Genomic DNA, 15,703 nt, shown 5'->3' with positions numbered 1-15,703 from the left:
AGTTAGAGAGGGTTATATATAATGATTACTGATTATAATCAGCAGTCAGCCTATTACATTCATATTAGATACCCATATTGAAGGAGTAATAATACTACCAACCATACGGACATCATCTCCGGCACCTTTCACATTCCTGAGCAACTCAAAAATATTGCCGGACACCATAAGGGACTTGATCGGTTTTTCTATCTGGCCATCCTTGATCACAAAAGCATTGCGGCCTTCCACTGAAAAATCCCCGGATATCGGGTTTGCAGTGTGTGCACCTATTACATTTGTAATAAATACCCCATCTTTTATTTCAGAAATTATGTCAGATGCTGGATGATCAAAGACAACATTGCGGGTGCCAACACTGGGTGTGGAAGTATATGAACCTCTGACAGCATTGCCGGTACTGTATCTTTCTTCTTTACCAGCAGTATAGGAATCATAGATGTAAGATTTGAGTAAACCATCTTTGATTATTCCGGTGGATTGTGAAGGAGTACCTTCATCATCAGAAACCGAAGATGCAATACCACCATCCAGGATACCGTCATCAGTTACTGTAAGACCTCGGGCTGCAATATCGGTGTTCAATTTTCCCGTTAGGCTGGACCTGCCTTTCTGTATATTATCCGCTTCTATTGAAGATAAGAATGAAGATTCCATTATGTCCGAAAAGGCAAAGGGATGAAATACGACATCTTTCTGTCCACTATTCACAGAAACGCCATTTTTGCAGGAATTGGCCAGGTTTGCGGCTTCTTTCCCGATCCCATAAAAATCAATATCCATATCCCGGGATATACGGAAATCGTATGCTGTAGATGGAATACCGGAAGTTGTGATCACATCAATAAAACCCGATACTGCAGTACCCTTTTCCTCAACTTCAACACCGTTAGTGTTCATGATAAGCTGGTTGGAATTCATACGGGAAAAAGAACCTGAAGGAGCTATTATATCGCTAAAAGAACAAACACCATCAATCATTTCCTTTGTCAGGGAGATGCAATCCTCAAGCTCAAGTTCATTGACTTTCTTACTGAAAATGCCATTTACGGCAGGATATTTACCACTTGAAGGCAGGTTTTTCCAATCTTCATCTGAATCGCGTACCTTGGCCATTGCAATAGCACTTTTCACAGTTTCCTCAAGCCGATTGAAAATGTTAGTACTTGCAAATCCCACTGCACTATCTTTAACAACCCTTACACCCAATCCCTGACTTTGTTGATTCCTGGCACTTTCAATAAGGTTGTGACGGACACTTGCAGAAGTCACTTGATTTGCTGAGATGAAGACCTCAGCCTCATCGGCTCCATATTTATTGGCAAATTCAAGGACTTTGTTGCCAATATCGTAATTCTGCATTATTGGACACCTCCCACAAGGGCATCTGAAATAAGAAGATGAGGAGACCCGTCTGATACCGGAACTGCCTGACCGCTTTTGCCACATCTTCCCGAATGCATTTTAAGATCATTTCCTACCAGTAAAACATTTTTCAGGATTTCCAGAGTATTACCAGACAGGGACACATCACGCACAAGGTCTCCGATTTCCCCATTTTCCACAATATAACCTTTTTCGGCATTGAACTGGAAGATTCCTTCACCTGTATTAACCTGTCCTCCACGGGTACCCGCAAGGTACATTCCGTCACCCAGTTCTTCCAGCATTTCATCAAGATTTGAATTTCCGTTGTCAACATATGTATTACTCATTCTGACAACAGGTGCAGAATATCCCTGGCTGCGACTGTTACCTGATGTACCACCAAGTTTACCTGCGGTTTCCCTGGAATGCAGATAGGAATTCAATACTCCATCCGTGATAATATCTGTTCTATGAGATTGCATTCCTTCTGCATCAAAGGGATAGTAACCGAATTTATGAAGGGTAGGGTCATCTACGATATTAACAAGTGGTGAAGCGATTTCTTCACCTATTCTGTCTGCCAGAATTGAACTTCCTTCCAGCACCAGATCGGCTTCTGAAGCATGCCCAACTGCTTCATGGGCAAATACTCCGGCAAGTTCAGGATCAAGAATTACAGGACCCTTTCCTCCTTTTGCCTGACGGGCACCCAGCAAATCCACCGCTGTCTTTCCGGCAGATTGTGCCTTTTCCAGAATTCCAGGGTCACGGAACATTTCATAACCGCATACGTCAAAATTGCTTTCTCTTCCTACCTGATAGGCTGCACCATCTGAAGCAATGGCTGAAATTGCAAATCCGACTCTGGTAAGTTCATATTCGCAATCCGCACCTTCAGAATTTGTATAATGAACCTTAAAGGTTGATTCAGAGTATGATGCGGATGTACTGCTAATTCCCTTGCATGAAGCATTATTGGAAAGGTCTTTCAACAACTCAACTTTTTCTTCAACCGGAACATCCCGGGGGGTTTCCTTTATAGACGGCAGATTGTCAACATTGGGTTCACAGTAAGATGCAAGAGTTACTTTTTCTCCTGGACTGTGTTTATTTACATCAGAAGCCAACTCTCTCGCTGCATTTATTGCAGTATCAATACCATCAACCCCTTCAGATGAAGTATAACCCCATGAGCCGCCACAAAGAGCACGTACCCCACAACCACTACCGTAGTTGGTATTTATGTCTTCTATTTTACCGTTATCGAGAAGGATAGAAGTTGATTCACCCTCAATCCACCTCACATCATAAAATTCTGGTTCTCTCATTTACTGGATTCCCTTTAAATGTTGTTTAACCGGGAATGGATTCGGGAATTTCCAGATCAACTTTCATATCTGTCAGCTCCTTGAGTTTTTCCCTAATTCCTTCCTTTTTGGTGCCCACAAGACTGTGCTCTATAACTTCGGATATTGTTTTGACAGGAATTATTTCAACCTGATCCTTGTAAGCTTCTTCAATCAAGACATCATCCTTATTGGTCCAGGGTATAATAACTTTTCTAATTCCACTCTGGGCTGCGGCTTCAATCTTGTAGGTTACACCACCCACCGGCAATACATCACCTCTTACAGACAGGGAACCTGTCATCGCAACACTCTGATCAATAGGTATGCCTTCAAGTGCCGAAATCACGGCCGTTGCAATGGACACAGAAGCACTGTCTCCTTCAACTCCTTCATAGGTACCGATAAACTGGATATGAATATCCTTATTCATTATGTCCTGGCCTGTCACCTTTTTGATCACAGCTGACACATTGAGGACCGCTTCCTTGGCAATGTCCTTGAGCATACCGGTGGCAATTACTTTGCCTTCAGCCTGTGACTGTGGAGGAGTTACTTCTGCCATTATAGGCAAAACGATTCCAGAATCTCCGCCCATTACAGCAAGCCCATTGACCTTACCGACAGCAGCACCTTTCTTGGAAAACAACTGGTAATCTTTTTTCCTTTCCAGATAACTGTCAGCAAGCTGTTGTTCTATGGAGCGTGCCATATTCTTGGCTGCAAGTACATGTTTTGCAGAGGTGATGTTTGTACCCTCAGCATGTGCAATATCTCCTGCTACTCTCACAAGTCCTCCAAGATCACGTAATTTCAAAGTTAGATGGCCTTTTCTTCCGGCCCGCCTGCGTGCTTCCTGAATGACTTCTTCAACAGCGGACTGATCGAAATCGGGTATATGGCCGTCCCGCTTAACTTCCTGTGCCACGAACCGAACAAGATGCTTGCGGTTATCAGCAGTGTCTTCCATGGTGTCACGCATGTAGAGCTCATATCCATAACCCTTTATACGTGACCTGAGTGCAGGATGCATCTTTTCCACAGCATCCAGATTACCTGCAGCTACCATTATAAAGTCACATGGAACCGGTTCTGTTTTCACAAGGGCACCTGAACTGCGCTCTGACTGACCTGTAATCGGATATTCTTTCTCCTGGATTGCCGTAAGCAGGCTCTGCTGGGATTCGATCCTGAGAGTGTTTATCTCATCAATGAAGAGTACACCTTTGTGGGACTTGTGAATATCTCCACTCTCTACCCTGTCATGAGACGGGGTTTCCAGTCCTCCTGACTGGAATGGGTCATGCCTGACATCCCCAAGGAGGGCGCCTGCATGGGTACCGGTGGCATCAATATAGGGAGCATTGTCCTGCTCATAATTTGAAACCAGCAGCTTTGGGATCATCATTTCTTCTTTTGGCATAAATTGCCTGCTAAGAATTAGCATCATTATAGCTGCAATGATACCCCAGAGAAGTTGACCCACATAGAAAGAATACATCACAATACCAAAAATAAGGAACATCATCAACATGTTCCTTGATTGAGATTTCTTTCTGGCCTCCATTTTATGAGCCATAATAATCTCCCTGCCCTTTCCGGCAGGGACGGTACGGATACGTGGATTGTTGTTGTCTTCAACATTGGGATATGCAAGGATATCCTGCAGTTCCTCCTTTGGAAGCAATTCAGCCATTGCCTTTGCAAGCATGGATTTACCGGTACCGGGAGTACCGATCATCATAACATGTCTCCTCTGACTTGCAGCTTTCTTGACAACCTCCACCGCATGATCCTGACCAATGATCTGGTCGATCAATAGTTTAGGCACTTCGATGGAACTGGTGGTGTCAAATGATTCTTCCAATTCCTCATCTTTAGAAGCCATTTCTTCCGCCATAGTTTACTCACGTTTAAATCAATATTAAAAGTTCACAATCTCCAGAGTCTATCAAAAGTATATAATCAGTAGATTGGTATAATGCATGAAATAAACTCATTCCTGATAAATATATTTAACCGTCCAACCTGTCCTTTTCGGGAAAAAGTGCCTGACATATTGTGACAATTATATTTGTTCATTTCCAGACTCATAACATAATTATAATACGTGCAGGGATTTAGTTAAGGGGAAGAAACATTCTATATATAAAGACTTGTATAGTAATCAACGGTGTACCAATGGAAAGGCTATCTACAGGAATTCAGGGTCTTGACAAAAAGATTGGTGATGGATATCCGGGGAAAAAAGGGATTCTTATCACCGGTGCTCCTGGCTCAGGTAAAACTATTTTTGCAATGCATGCAATAAACCAGGCATGTACAGATGGAAAAAAATCTGTAATAATGGCAACAGAAGAGACCGAAGAAGATATTACCGAACAGGCAAAAATATTTGGTTTTCCTTTTGATGAATATATAAAAAGTGGTTTACTTGAAATTGTGAAAATCCTGGAAATGAGAAGCCGGAGCGTAACTAAGGCTGCTGAAATGATAGATGGGTTGAGTTTTAAACAGGTTGACCTCATAAACATGCCTGAATTGATACCTTATGATGCCGAAGTAATAGTAATGGACAATATTGGAGTTTTCGCAATTGGTTTAACACCGCGTGAATTTCGTGACCAGTTTGATACATTGAATCTTTTACTTTCACAAAAGGATGTTACAACACTTTTTGTGATGGATGAAGCTGCCCACCAAATGACCCATGAAGTTGCAGATTACTCGACTTTTGGAAACATCAAGTTAATGGTTAAGGAAAATCCCTACACAGGGAAAATGGAGCGTTTTATTTTCATACCAAAGATGAGAAATACAGCCATTTCTCTTGACCCCGTTCCGTTTGAGATTACATCAAAAGGCATCGATATAAAGGGCAAGAAAGATACTTGATAGCATCTTTTGCTAAAAAGACTTATTAGCCAGTACCCCTAACGTAACACAGAAAAATATGGAAAGCGAAATCACACCCAAAATACTCATAGTGGATGACGAACCACAGAATCTGGATTTAATGGAAGCATACCTCTCACACTTATACGAGCTTACTCTGGCTGAAAGTGGAGAAGAATGCCTCCAAAAAGTAAAAGAAAATGACATAGATATTATTCTTCTTGACATTATGATGCCGGGTATGAGTGGCTATGATGTTGCTAAAAAATTAAAAGAATCAGAAAATACACGCCATATCCCGATTATTATGGTAACTGCACTATCTGAAAAAGAGGACCGCATTAAAGGTATTGAAGTTGGTGCAGATGATTTTCTTACAAAACCTGTAAACCGGGTGGAACTTCTAACCCGTGTAAAGTCATTGTTGCGCATCAAAAGCCTCCATGATGAGCTGGTGGCTGAAAAAGAGCACCTTAAAATGCAAAATCGCATTCGAAAAGTTTTAACCTCAATTATTCCCTCCCTACTTAGTAGTGCACCACCTGAACAGAAGAAAATAATTATTCGTCAAATGGTTGATATGGTGGAAGATATTGTACGTAGTGATTGTGAGAGGAAAACTGCAGATTCGCAAGATGTAGCCGAAATTTGCTGCGGGGCTATGAATCAACTGGGAGCCAGTTATTTTGTAGAGGATGACAGTGACAATAATGGGTGTTCGATCATAAAAGCACACAGGTGCCCATGGGGAGAAGAATGTAAGATAAACCCCATAATGTGCAACCTCACCACCGGAGTTTTCTCAAAGATGGTTAACGGAGTCACCAACGGCGAAGTTATCGTAGATAAAACAATGGGTAATGGGGACGACCACTGTTGTTTTCATATTTGTTTAGAAGAAGAATGAAAATTCATTCTCCTTTGAGTTTCAGGATGCGGATTGCCATATGAGCTGCATTTGCACCGTTATCAATACCAACAGTTGCAACCGGTACACCCGGTGGCATCTGTGCTGTGGACAATAATGCATCCAGTCCCCCAAGTTTGGCACCCACAGGCACCCCGATAACAGGCTTGTCAGTCTTTGATGCTATCACGCCGGGAAGTGCGGCAGAAAGTCCGGCTATCGCAATGTAAACGATAGCCTCGTCCTTACCTACATATTCATCCAGTTCATCGGGATTGCGGTGGGCAGAAATTACCTGTACATCATAACTGTAATCTGTGTTGTCCAATACATTGGTTACACGATTCGAAATTGCCCGGTCCGATTCAGACCCCATCACTATTGCAATATCTACCATTTTTGTACCTCTTATTAAGGAAGATTACCTTCACCGCTTAATTCATGTTGCCTTTCTATATTCATTTGTATAAGGAGTTTGAAAATCTGTTTTACCACTGTGGAATCTAAACCTTTTTCAGTAGCAATAGAAACAGCTCTATCTATTACCACATCATTTTGCGTGTCGTCATTGATAGGAAGATTGGCCTGGTGTTTGTACTTTAAAATATCATCTGCAAATTCAACTCTTTTTGCAATGAGTTTCACCAGTTCCCTATCAATATTCTCGATCTCCTGTCTTACATTTTCGATTGTCATAAAAACCAACAATTACCTGGTTTAAATTGCTCCTTCATTATTGATCTTCGTCCTTATCACATTTCCGCCTGTAATACGCTTCTCCCAGGCCTTTGCAAGTTTGTCCAGATCGGAGCTATCCCCAATTGCCACATATGCAGGACCTGTGCCAGAAAGGGTGACGCCTTCAATACCACTTTCAAGGGCTACCATCATTGGTTTGGTATCAAAACCCAAAGCACCACAATAAAGAAAACCATTTAATGTCATTGCTTTCTCAAATTCCCGATGGATTACAAGGTCATAAGCCATGTCTATCCAGGGTCCAATTAATTTTGATCCTGTTACGTCAGTCTCCGAACTATATGCCTTTTGAGGAGGAACAAAAACAAGTACTTCACTGTTTTTCTTGATGCGGTTGAAAAGAATATCTTCTTTGTTATCAGTTACTACCACACCACCAAAAAAAGATGCACAGGCATCATCGAAAGCCCCTGTGATTGTCACTCCGGATTTTTTAGCTGCCTGGACCCCTAATTTTACCATCTCCAGAGGTTCCATTGATTCTTTTATGGCATCCAGAGTAGCAATAATAACAGCGTTAGCCGCAGCACTGCTACTTTTTAGTCCGCTAGCATGGGGAATTTCACTTCTTGTTTGTACCGTGCCCTGCATTTTCAAATTAAACAGGTCAAGAGTTATACCAACTGCATTCTCGATCAGAGTGGTATCCATATCCCCATTCTCTTCAATGATACCTTCTATAGGACCATCGCCCTGTGATAATTCAACCCTGGCAAATGTCTTGAGGTCCAATCCAAAAGCTGCACCTTTCCAGGTAGAAATTGCATTGAGGATGGTACCTGCACCCAAAGCTTGCCCATATCCTGTTACAGTCATGAAAAATATCTCCTTCTATCAGAGTTGCTGTTCAAACATTTCTTTAAGTTTACTAATATCAGCAATAATTGTATCCCGTTCTAATTCAACGGAATTTTGCTCCCTGCTGTATTTATCCGTCAACTTATCAATAAAATCCAGTTCGACATGAGCAGAAGTAAATTCCGGATGGTATGAAGACAAATCTTCAAGAGGTATTACTGCAACACTTCCCTTTGTAGTCTTTGCATCCAGTCCTTTAACTATAAGTGAATAATTGAATTCCAAAAAACCATATGTACGAGCCAGGTTTTTGGATGTATCCTGAACCTGTTGTGCCCGTTTTGCATTCATACGCCGATAGGCAGCAGTTGAATCTTTATATTCCAGAAAACAGACCCTGTTTTCCCTCCACCAGACTGCATCATATTCTGCAAGAGTGGATGAATTGCGGGAAGCCAGAACGTTGAACAATACACCATTTACATCCGAAATGTCCAGATTTTGTCGAAAATCATATTCAGATTCTACAATATCGGGCCTGGTACGCAGACTGTAAGGCTCTTGTTTTCTAAATTCCAGCATAGATGGAAATAAAGCTACCTTTTATTTAAAATTGATCAAGGGAAGAAAAAGGAAAATTATATTCTTATATCCTTCTTCCCCATTTTAATATCCCCTACACCCAGAAAAGTAAACCTTGTTTCCATTGGAATACCGACTCCATGCACCTGAACATCCTTGCGATCAACATCTATAGTTATTTCACCTTCGTCCAGTTCAGCTTCATGCATGTAATCCATTATCAATCTATGACCGATCTCCCGGGCAGCCTCCACAGCTTCTTCATGGGACTTGAAATTTTCATTTCCGCCGGGATAGAACAATGATATTGAAGAAGGACGCAGATTATATTTAGATTCACCAAAATTCGGGCGAATTAGCACTTCAATACGCTTTATCCCCTTACCTGCAAGCGCTCCTACTGCATTACCCACATCCGCATATTCAGGCAGGACTATTTCCGCATCTACTAGCTTTTGCATATCATTTACATAGGCCTGTACAGGACCTCCAAGCAGTACCACGGGAACATCCACATGAAATCCGCCATAATGATTGCCACGGACAACTTTATTGATCTGTGAATCCTCGAGGTCATTAAAGACATAGGAAAGAAGGTTCTGTGCCATGTTCTTTGCAACTTCATCTTTAACTTTACCGGCAATTTCATCAGCATCCAGATCTGCGAAGTATCCAAGTATTTCTGCACCGACCCTGGAAGCTTCACTGTTCCACTCATTATATTCCCCAAGAACATGAAGGGCATCGGTTGGAGTAAAACCTATGGCCTGTACCAGACGTTTCTGGATCAGGCTTGCCATGACCATAGGCGATGGCAATGCTTTACTGTCCCAGTAGATGTCACTCACGGTCAGGGGTTCATCCTTTATGCGGGAAAGAAGGTCTTCTTCGCGATCTGTAAGTTCAATGGGTTCCTGTTTGGTTCTAATAAAGAATTTTGTGGGCTGGATATTTTCCCCTAGCTGGCTTTTCAGTATACTCTGTCCTTTCTTGAGTTTTGTAGTAATTGCCGGATATTTACTGGCAGCCACACAGAGAGGAACGACCCGGCGTGGACCTATGAAAACATTATGATTCTTAACCCACACATGACTGTCTCCACCCATTGCAGAGGTTTCCATTCTTATGGCTTCCACCTTGGTTGGCCAACCCCCAACAGTTGCCCCTTCATCGGTTATTTCAGGTAGATTGTCAATAACCATAGCTACATCGGTACTTGTACCTCCGACATCAATGACCAGGCAATCTTTGCTTTTGGCAAGATATGAAGCACCAACAAGGCTTGCTGCAGGACCGGTAAATATTGATTCGATCGGGTGTTTGAGAGCTTCTTTCATACCCACTATGGAACCATCACATTTGAGCATCATAAGTTTTGCATCGATTCCTCTTCGATCTATCTCAGATGCAACTGTTTCCATAAACCGGGTCGATATGGGCAAAAGCTGGGCGTTTAGATAGGCTGTAACACCTCTTTCATATGCCCCCAGGGACTGGGAAAGTTCATGGCCACAGATCACAGGCAAACCGGTCATTTCATCTATAACTTCCCTTGCCTTCAATTCATGGTCCGGGTTTCTTACACTAAAATAGGCAGAAACCGCAAATGCTGATACCTTATCCTGAACTTCTCCTACAAATTCTTTTATAGAATCCATGTCAAGGGATTGTTTTTCGTTCCCTCCGGAAGAATGGCCGCCCTGTACAGATATTGAATACTTGATTGATGAATCGTTTGGAACCTCTCCCCCTATCATGATAAGAGCTACCGGATAACCTGTACCTTCCAGAATAGTGTTGGTTGCAAGAGTGGTAGAGACCGATACCAGAGAGACTTTTTCCAGAAATGACTGATCCAGGCCGTCAAGTACTTCCTGAATTCCATCCAGCAAATCAGGATAGGTCGTGCGGGCCTTTCCATGATCAATAATCTTCCCATCCGAATCCCGCAGGATTACGGCATCTGTATATGTTCCACCGGCATCTATACCAAGACTGTATTTCATTTGTAATCCTCTGGCAATTTTTAAATATAAAACTATTATATTCAATTTAAGATTAACTTTTTTAATTTCTATTACGCAACAATACCGTCAACCTGCACAACAATAAACCTTTCGTTTTGCTTTGAAGTAACAAAAGGTGGTTTTTCCTTTTAAGCATAATGAACTACTGAAAATATACCTGTATTTCAGCGGTTGTGTGTACATTCAATAACCATCAATTTTTCAAAAAAAGACCGGGTCTCAGCTACCACATAGCCAGTAAACATCTCTTGCTCCATAATATCAAATACTTCCCCTTTACCTGTAAGGGAAGAAATGAATAACAGAACACTCCCTTCGGGTTTGAGATAGTCAGATACTTCAGCAAAAAAGGTTGCTATAGTATCCCTTCCCTCAACTCCTCCATCAAAAGCATAATTGAGCCAACCCTCTAACTTTTCGTCTTCGGAGGTCGGGAGATAGGGAGGATTGAACAGTATGACATCAAAATATGCTTTTTTCCTGAGCCCTGCGAAAAGGTTACTGCGGAAAACCGGGATGCCGTTTTTATATGCGCATTCAAGAGCATCAGGATTTATGTCACAACCTATGGGTTCTACATTCTTATTAGCAGCAACCACTGCAGAAACAAAGCCACTTCCCACACCCATTTCCAGCACATGCATACCGTCACTGATACGGTCTATCGCAACATCTGCAAGCAGGAAAGAATCTTCCGCAGGTTCATAAACATCTTTTTCAATGTTAACATAAGCATTGCGATATGAAATGGGAGCCATTAGTCATCCCTTGCTTCATAGAGAATATTGGATATGGTTGCAAAATCTTCAGGAAAAAGCTGTTCAGCACGTTTTCCCAGGAAATCTTCAGGAATTAAACGAAGAATGGATTCCTGGTTTGCCAGGGGCGGATTGAATTTCGTAAGAGCATTTTTCATTTTCTTGCGCCTCTGGCCAAATGCAGCCTCGACAACCCTAAAAAAGAGTTGCTCATTCTTCACCTCAAAAGCCGGTGGCCTGGGTACCACTTCAACTACTGCAGACCAGACTTTTGGAGCAGGAGTAAAAGCAGAGGGAGAAATTTTGCGAAGGAGCCTGACATCAGCAAAATACTGTGTGTCCACTGAAAGCCGACCATAATTCTTAGAGCCCGGCACTTCTACCATTCTTCTGGCAAACTCGTACTGATACATTAAAATCCCTTTTTCAAAACCGTGGTTAAGAAGACGGAATGTTATGGGAGAAGAGATTGAATAAGGTAAATTTGCTACAACTTTATTGAAGGCAGGGAGTTCAACTTTCATTGTATCCCCTTTAATTATATCAATATTGGATACGTCGTGGAACCTGTCCTGCAACACTGTCACCAGACGGGGATCCCGTTCTATAACAATAACCCTGCCTGCCCTGGCTACCAGACGCTCTGTCAGATTTCCGATACCGCCGCCTATCTCAAGAACGACATCATCACCTTGCAGGTCTGCAGCTTCTGCTATTGAGTCCAGTATAGGTTCATTTACCAAAAAATGTTGGTCAAGGGAACCACCCCTGATCCCATATTTTTTAAGAATAGAGTATACCACATCTATACCCTTTATTCATTGTGGGGGCGGCGATGTGGTCTTGTGAAGAGTCTGTACTTGATATTATCATCTTTAAGTTCTTCCATGATACGATTGACAATAGCCTTCTGGGGCGTATGTACTCCACCCACACGTTCATGGAGTTCTTCAAGACTTTTGAACTCACCCTTCTTACGTTCATCGATTATCGCCCACATGAGTTTTTTGCCAATACCGGGTAAAAGCTCTAGCATGTGCTGGCGAGTCGTTATGGGATGAGCTTCATTGAAAAACTTTACAAAACGCTCCTCATGATGTTTTACCGATTGCTCCAGTACATACGGAAGCTCAAGTTGTGCACCACTTGTAAGATCATTGTAATGAATCCGATGCTTGACATGATCAATTACTTCCCTGTCACCCTCTCCGATATAAACTCTGGACTGTATCTGAGGAGTGACTTTTTCCTTGGGGACAAGTTCCATGAGTACGAATTTAGAATCACCTACTGCCTGGGCTAAGGGTGTTTTCTGGTATGTGGGACGTGGATCATTAGGATTTCCATAAGGAAGATAATCCAGAACCCATGCGTACTCTTCTCTTTCAGTTTTATTCCCCTTTGTAGTCATTATATCCTCCATGGTGCACGTAAGACTATTGATATTATCTAAAAGAAAAAGTCGTATATGGAATATAAATTTATTCCATATAATCCATTACGAGTTCAAGGATGGTGTCAAGCTCTTCATCTGAGAGAGTGTATCTCTCTTTGGCATAAAGGGTACGGAGTTCATCCCTGGAAAGTGGCATTGTGTCCACTATCCGAATTGCAATCTCCGGTTTCATTTTCTCCACTTCAAGCAATTTGTTGACAAACTCGCGTGCTTTTTCAGCACTTGTCCTTGAGAACATGTCTGCATGGTTTATGGCTTTACGCAGCTCATATCCAAGCTCTTCTTCGTTATTGACACGTTCTTCCAGAATCTGGTGGAGAATTCCCCTGACCTCAGGTAACGTAAGTAATTCTTCATCAAGAACTTTTTTAACTATCATTGGAAAGCACTCATCCATTCTGCCTTAAGTTAACCTGCCTTTAAGGCAGGAATAATGCAACAGACAACTATCAGAGGCAAAGCAGATATAGCTATTTCTGCTTTGCCTCTGATATTTATATTTCTTACCAGAAATCAGTATTTCTGGGGTTTAAGGTGCTGTGGCAGGACAATTACCTGCTTATTGGCATTTCCTTCACGTACTTCAAGGATATAGGCACGCCCGCGCTGAGAGAGTACCTTACCGGTTTTACCCTGGTATCTGGGATTTGGCATTCCTTTCTGGACACTGGGATCAATATCTATATGGACTCTCTGTCCTTCACTGAAACTCTGGATGGCTTTGCTCACAGGAGAGAGTCCTCTTTCCCTGATTGACTTTTTAAGCTTGTATCTTGTACAGTATCTTTCACCATTTGATTTTGGCATAATGTTCCTCCGTTGATGATATATAAATTATAATCCGGTTAAATCTTCACATCGACCACATCAAGTTCTTCAACCACTGCATCAATTCCAAGCAGACCGGTGAGGCTCGGAGTCGTGCGTCCCTCGTCACTGGATATAAGCTCTTTCACATAAAGCCCGCCTTCACAATCAACCCTGATTATTGCATGATCCTGATGATATTCGAGAAGTTCTATCGAATGCACCTGACGTTTCCTTACAAGATCAGCCCTTCGATGCGACACCCTTTGAGGCGTGCGCTGTTCGATTAGATTACCCTGGAGGTCCTCAAGAGCAGTCCTGATGGCGTCTTCCGTAACAGGGGCATTGAATGTAACTTTAAGCTTATAAACTTTATCCGCCGTAGAGTTCTTGAGGGTCTGAACTCTGGCCTTGTCCGCAAATTTGAGACCTTCAACTTCAATTTTCCCGTCAGCTTTACTGTTTATTTGCTCTTCCAGATCAGAAAGATTGTAGTTACGCTTACCCGGATTTATAGCTTCAACTACAAATGGGCGACCTGCACCGAGCATTAAGGCGTCTATGTCTTCCCTTCCAGCACCGTGGAATTTAGTATCATCACTGTCAAATGCTTCAATTACAGGTTCACTAACCAATTCATCCACGGATTCGGGATATTGTTTTCCTGTATTATCACAGCTCTGACATCCCTTTCCCTTGCATTTGCGGCAGGGCCATCGGGTCTGGGGTATGCCACGCACAAGTTTGCGATAGCGACCTTCAACATAAACCGAGCGGATTTCCAGTATAATATCTTCTTTTGCTATGTCAAGAATAACAACAACATCGGGCATTTTGATGTCTACTTCTTTGCCGCTGCGGGCTGCCAGGCGTTTTCCGATCTCCCTGTTAAGTTCAGTTTTCAGCTGCTCGGCATAATCAGCCCCGCATTCAGCCCAGAGGATCTCTTCATTCTCAGCCAGCAGTCCGCTAACCTTTGTACCCACGACAAAAGTGGAATACTCGATTCCTTCAAGAGCCTTTATAGCTCTGTCCACCCATTCATCCAGATTATCAAAAAGCCCAATGCATACCCAGCATTCCTCTTCCTCACAGGAGGCATCCAGTGTCTTACATGCGTAGGAGTTGGAAAGAGCGAGTTTTTCAAGTAAATCCTTATAGCCTTCTTCTTTCATCAGGCGTGCAGCTTCTAAAGAGAGGGATAGTTTGATAGCCTCTCCTCTTTCAGCATTTGTCAGGCCGGTAAGCAAGCGGGCAAATTGCCTGCCCATACAATTGTCGCATATTGGACCTTCCTCAATGATTCGGGCTGCTGTTTGCATTATGGTCATGTATTCACTTCCAATAGCAAAAAGGTTAATATTCTTTTTCCCTGCGGTCAAGTTCGTTGTGTAAAATTGTAATACAATGGTCCGAATGAAGCGAGATCGGGCCTATATTAAGTTTTATTGCACCGGCTTTTTCTATCTCTGCCTCTTCTTCTTCGGTAACACCGCTGTGATCACCCAGAATAAAGACCATATCCCCTCTGGGAAGGGTTTCTTCACGGATTTCCTTGCCGTCTTCAAGCAGATAATAAAGAGAGCAACCCTGCTGCTTGAATTCCGAAAGGAGAGTGGATAGGTTTGCATCACGCACGGTGACACCGGGTGTGGAGCGAATCTCAAAGTCAGAAGAATCCTTATCCAGGGCTTTTTTGATAAGAGAGCCACTACTTCGTTCATCCGGATTCAGGTAACGTACGGTCTCCCCGTCAAATTTGATAACCCTGCCAGGGTCGGGTTCTCCGAGGAGCAGGAGGTGAATCTGTACGTCCCGGCGCAGGTCATGGGAAAGAAAAAGGGCTGAATTTACGCACCTGCACAGTATATCCATCCTGCCGGCAGAACCAGGCAGGTCATTCAGGGAAAAATCATCGGCGGTATGCGCCTTATGAGCAATAATGAGAAAGTGTTTCATGATATGTTATCCTTTCAATTTCTGATGCCGATAAAATGTGC

Annotated in this window: 17 protein-coding genes; 2 read left to right on the top strand and 15 right to left on the bottom strand. The window is 42.6% G+C overall.

The features are described from left to right. Positions 1-45 precede the first annotated feature (45 nt). The 3 genes from CP947_RS01385 to lonB are packed head-to-tail and all read right to left on the bottom strand — an operon-like array spanning position 46 to position 4,614. A complete protein-coding gene (locus CP947_RS01385; RefSeq protein WP_096711467.1) occupies positions 46-1,362 on the bottom strand; it encodes a TldD/PmbA family protein in 1,317 nt (438 codons plus the stop codon). Continuing rightward, on the bottom strand, positions 1,362-2,696 hold the full coding sequence (locus tag CP947_RS01380; RefSeq protein WP_096711466.1) for a TldD/PmbA family protein: 1,335 nt from the start codon (positions 2,694-2,696) through the stop codon (positions 1,362-1,364). The genes CP947_RS01385 and CP947_RS01380 overlap by 1 nt, the downstream gene beginning before the upstream one ends. 25 nt (positions 2,697-2,721) lie before the next feature. Beyond that, complete coding sequence (lonB, locus tag CP947_RS01375) at positions 2,722-4,614, bottom strand: ATP-dependent protease LonB (protein ID WP_241645762.1); 1,893 nt, start codon at positions 4,612-4,614, stop codon at positions 2,722-2,724. 281 nt (positions 4,615-4,895) lie between these two features. On the opposite strand from lonB, the gene CP947_RS01370 reads away from it, so the two are divergent. Together CP947_RS01370 and CP947_RS01365 are read left to right on the top strand one after the other, a co-directional pair. Beyond that, positions 4,896-5,609: an RAD55 family ATPase gene (locus CP947_RS01370; RefSeq protein ID WP_096711465.1), complete on the top strand. Its 714-nt coding sequence runs from the start codon at positions 4,896-4,898 to the stop codon at positions 5,607-5,609. A 58-nt stretch (positions 5,610-5,667) separates the two neighbouring features. Beyond that, positions 5,668-6,516, top strand: a complete 849-nt coding sequence (locus tag CP947_RS01365; protein WP_096711464.1) for a methanogen output domain 1-containing protein — start codon at positions 5,668-5,670, stop codon at positions 6,514-6,516. Between the two features lie 4 nt (positions 6,517-6,520). Here CP947_RS01365 and CP947_RS01360 read toward each other — a convergent pair whose 3' ends face one another. The 12 genes from CP947_RS01360 to trmY form a co-directional block, all read right to left on the bottom strand. Next, a complete protein-coding gene (locus CP947_RS01360) occupies positions 6,521-6,913 on the bottom strand; it encodes a 5-(carboxyamino)imidazole ribonucleotide mutase (RefSeq protein WP_096711463.1) in 393 nt (130 codons plus the stop codon). Positions 6,914-6,927: 14 nt separating this feature from the next. After that, the gene (locus CP947_RS01355; RefSeq protein WP_096711462.1) at positions 6,928-7,212 is read right to left on the bottom strand and encodes a chorismate mutase; all 285 of its coding nucleotides are present in this window, start codon (positions 7,210-7,212) and stop codon (positions 6,928-6,930) included. Positions 7,213-7,233: 21 nt separating this feature from the next. Then, the gene (locus CP947_RS01350; protein WP_096711461.1) at positions 7,234-8,091 is read right to left on the bottom strand and encodes a shikimate kinase; all 858 of its coding nucleotides are present in this window, start codon (positions 8,089-8,091) and stop codon (positions 7,234-7,236) included. A gap of 18 nt (positions 8,092-8,109) precedes the next feature. Further along, complete coding sequence (locus tag CP947_RS01345; RefSeq protein WP_096711460.1) at positions 8,110-8,655, bottom strand: hypothetical protein; 546 nt, start codon at positions 8,653-8,655, stop codon at positions 8,110-8,112. 56 nt (positions 8,656-8,711) lie between these two features. Further along, positions 8,712-10,661 carry a hydantoinase/oxoprolinase N-terminal domain-containing protein gene (locus CP947_RS01340; protein ID WP_096711459.1) on the bottom strand — a complete coding sequence of 650 codons (1,950 nt, stop codon included), beginning with the start codon at positions 10,659-10,661 and terminating at the stop codon, positions 8,712-8,714. Positions 10,662-10,846: 185 nt separating this feature from the next. Next, positions 10,847-11,440, bottom strand: coding sequence for a HemK2/MTQ2 family protein methyltransferase (locus CP947_RS01335; protein ID WP_096711458.1), 594 nt, complete (start codon positions 11,438-11,440; stop codon positions 10,847-10,849). Next, on the bottom strand, positions 11,440-12,243 hold the full coding sequence (gene rsmA / locus CP947_RS01330; RefSeq protein WP_096711457.1) for a 16S rRNA (adenine(1518)-N(6)/adenine(1519)-N(6))-dimethyltransferase RsmA: 804 nt from the start codon (positions 12,241-12,243) through the stop codon (positions 11,440-11,442). Before rsmA ends, CP947_RS01335 begins: the two co-directional genes overlap by 1 nt. Before the next feature lie 11 nt (positions 12,244-12,254). Then, complete coding sequence (locus CP947_RS01325) at positions 12,255-12,851, bottom strand: DUF655 domain-containing protein (protein WP_096711456.1); 597 nt, start codon at positions 12,849-12,851, stop codon at positions 12,255-12,257. A gap of 70 nt (positions 12,852-12,921) precedes the next feature. Beyond that, a complete protein-coding gene (locus tag CP947_RS01320; protein WP_072361120.1) occupies positions 12,922-13,275 on the bottom strand; it encodes an RNA polymerase Rpb4 family protein in 354 nt (117 codons plus the stop codon). Between the two features lie 134 nt (positions 13,276-13,409). Beyond that, positions 13,410-13,703 carry a 50S ribosomal protein L21e gene (locus CP947_RS01315; protein WP_072361122.1) on the bottom strand — a complete coding sequence of 98 codons (294 nt, stop codon included), beginning with the start codon at positions 13,701-13,703 and terminating at the stop codon, positions 13,410-13,412. Positions 13,704-13,741: 38 nt separating this feature from the next. Beyond that, the gene (locus CP947_RS01310) at positions 13,742-15,034 is read right to left on the bottom strand and encodes a tRNA pseudouridine(54/55) synthase Pus10 (RefSeq protein WP_096711455.1); all 1,293 of its coding nucleotides are present in this window, start codon (positions 15,032-15,034) and stop codon (positions 13,742-13,744) included. 25 nt (positions 15,035-15,059) lie between these two features. Further along, positions 15,060-15,662, bottom strand: coding sequence for a tRNA (pseudouridine(54)-N(1))-methyltransferase TrmY (gene trmY, locus CP947_RS01305; RefSeq protein ID WP_096711454.1), 603 nt, complete (start codon positions 15,660-15,662; stop codon positions 15,060-15,062). Positions 15,663-15,703 lie beyond the last annotated feature (41 nt).

Source organism: Methanohalophilus euhalobius (assembly GCF_900215215.1).
Classification (GTDB): domain Archaea; phylum Halobacteriota; class Methanosarcinia; order Methanosarcinales; family Methanosarcinaceae; genus Methanohalophilus; species Methanohalophilus euhalobius.
This window is presented reverse-complemented; position numbering and strand designations above follow the sequence as displayed.

Bases quoted from the DNA above. Each gene is read 5' to 3' on its own strand.
- CP947_RS01340 (WP_096711459.1), bottom strand. From the start codon at position 10,661: ATGAAATACAGTCTTGGTATAGATGCCGGTGGAACATATACAGATGCC.
- lonB (WP_241645762.1), bottom strand. From the start codon at position 4,614: ATGGCGGAAGAAATGGCTTCTAAAGATGAGGAATTGGAAGAATCATTT.
- CP947_RS01360 (WP_096711463.1), bottom strand. From the start codon at position 6,913: ATGGTAGATATTGCAATAGTGATGGGGTCTGAATCGGACCGGGCAATT.
- CP947_RS01335 (WP_096711458.1), bottom strand. From the start codon at position 11,440: ATGGCTCCCATTTCATATCGCAATGCTTATGTTAACATTGAAAAAGAT.
- CP947_RS01370 (WP_096711465.1), top strand. From the start codon at position 4,896: ATGGAAAGGCTATCTACAGGAATTCAGGGTCTTGACAAAAAGATTGGT.
- CP947_RS01345 (WP_096711460.1), bottom strand. From the start codon at position 8,655: ATGCTGGAATTTAGAAAACAAGAGCCTTACAGTCTGCGTACCAGGCCC.
- CP947_RS01310 (WP_096711455.1), bottom strand. From the start codon at position 15,034: ATGACCATAATGCAAACAGCAGCCCGAATCATTGAGGAAGGTCCAATA.
- CP947_RS01350 (WP_096711461.1), bottom strand. From the start codon at position 8,091: ATGACTGTAACAGGATATGGGCAAGCTTTGGGTGCAGGTACCATCCTC.
- CP947_RS01365 (WP_096711464.1), top strand. From the start codon at position 5,668: ATGGAAAGCGAAATCACACCCAAAATACTCATAGTGGATGACGAACCA.
- trmY (WP_096711454.1), bottom strand. From the start codon at position 15,662: ATGAAACACTTTCTCATTATTGCTCATAAGGCGCATACCGCCGATGAT.
- CP947_RS01325 (WP_096711456.1), bottom strand. From the start codon at position 12,851: ATGACTACAAAGGGGAATAAAACTGAAAGAGAAGAGTACGCATGGGTT.
- CP947_RS01355 (WP_096711462.1), bottom strand. From the start codon at position 7,212: ATGACAATCGAAAATGTAAGACAGGAGATCGAGAATATTGATAGGGAA.
- CP947_RS01380 (WP_096711466.1), bottom strand. From the start codon at position 2,696: ATGAGAGAACCAGAATTTTATGATGTGAGGTGGATTGAGGGTGAATCA.
- CP947_RS01320 (WP_072361120.1), bottom strand. From the start codon at position 13,275: ATGATAGTTAAAAAAGTTCTTGATGAAGAATTACTTACGTTACCTGAG.
- CP947_RS01315 (WP_072361122.1), bottom strand. From the start codon at position 13,703: ATGCCAAAATCAAATGGTGAAAGATACTGTACAAGATACAAGCTTAAA.
- CP947_RS01385 (WP_096711467.1), bottom strand. From the start codon at position 1,362: ATGCAGAATTACGATATTGGCAACAAAGTCCTTGAATTTGCCAATAAA.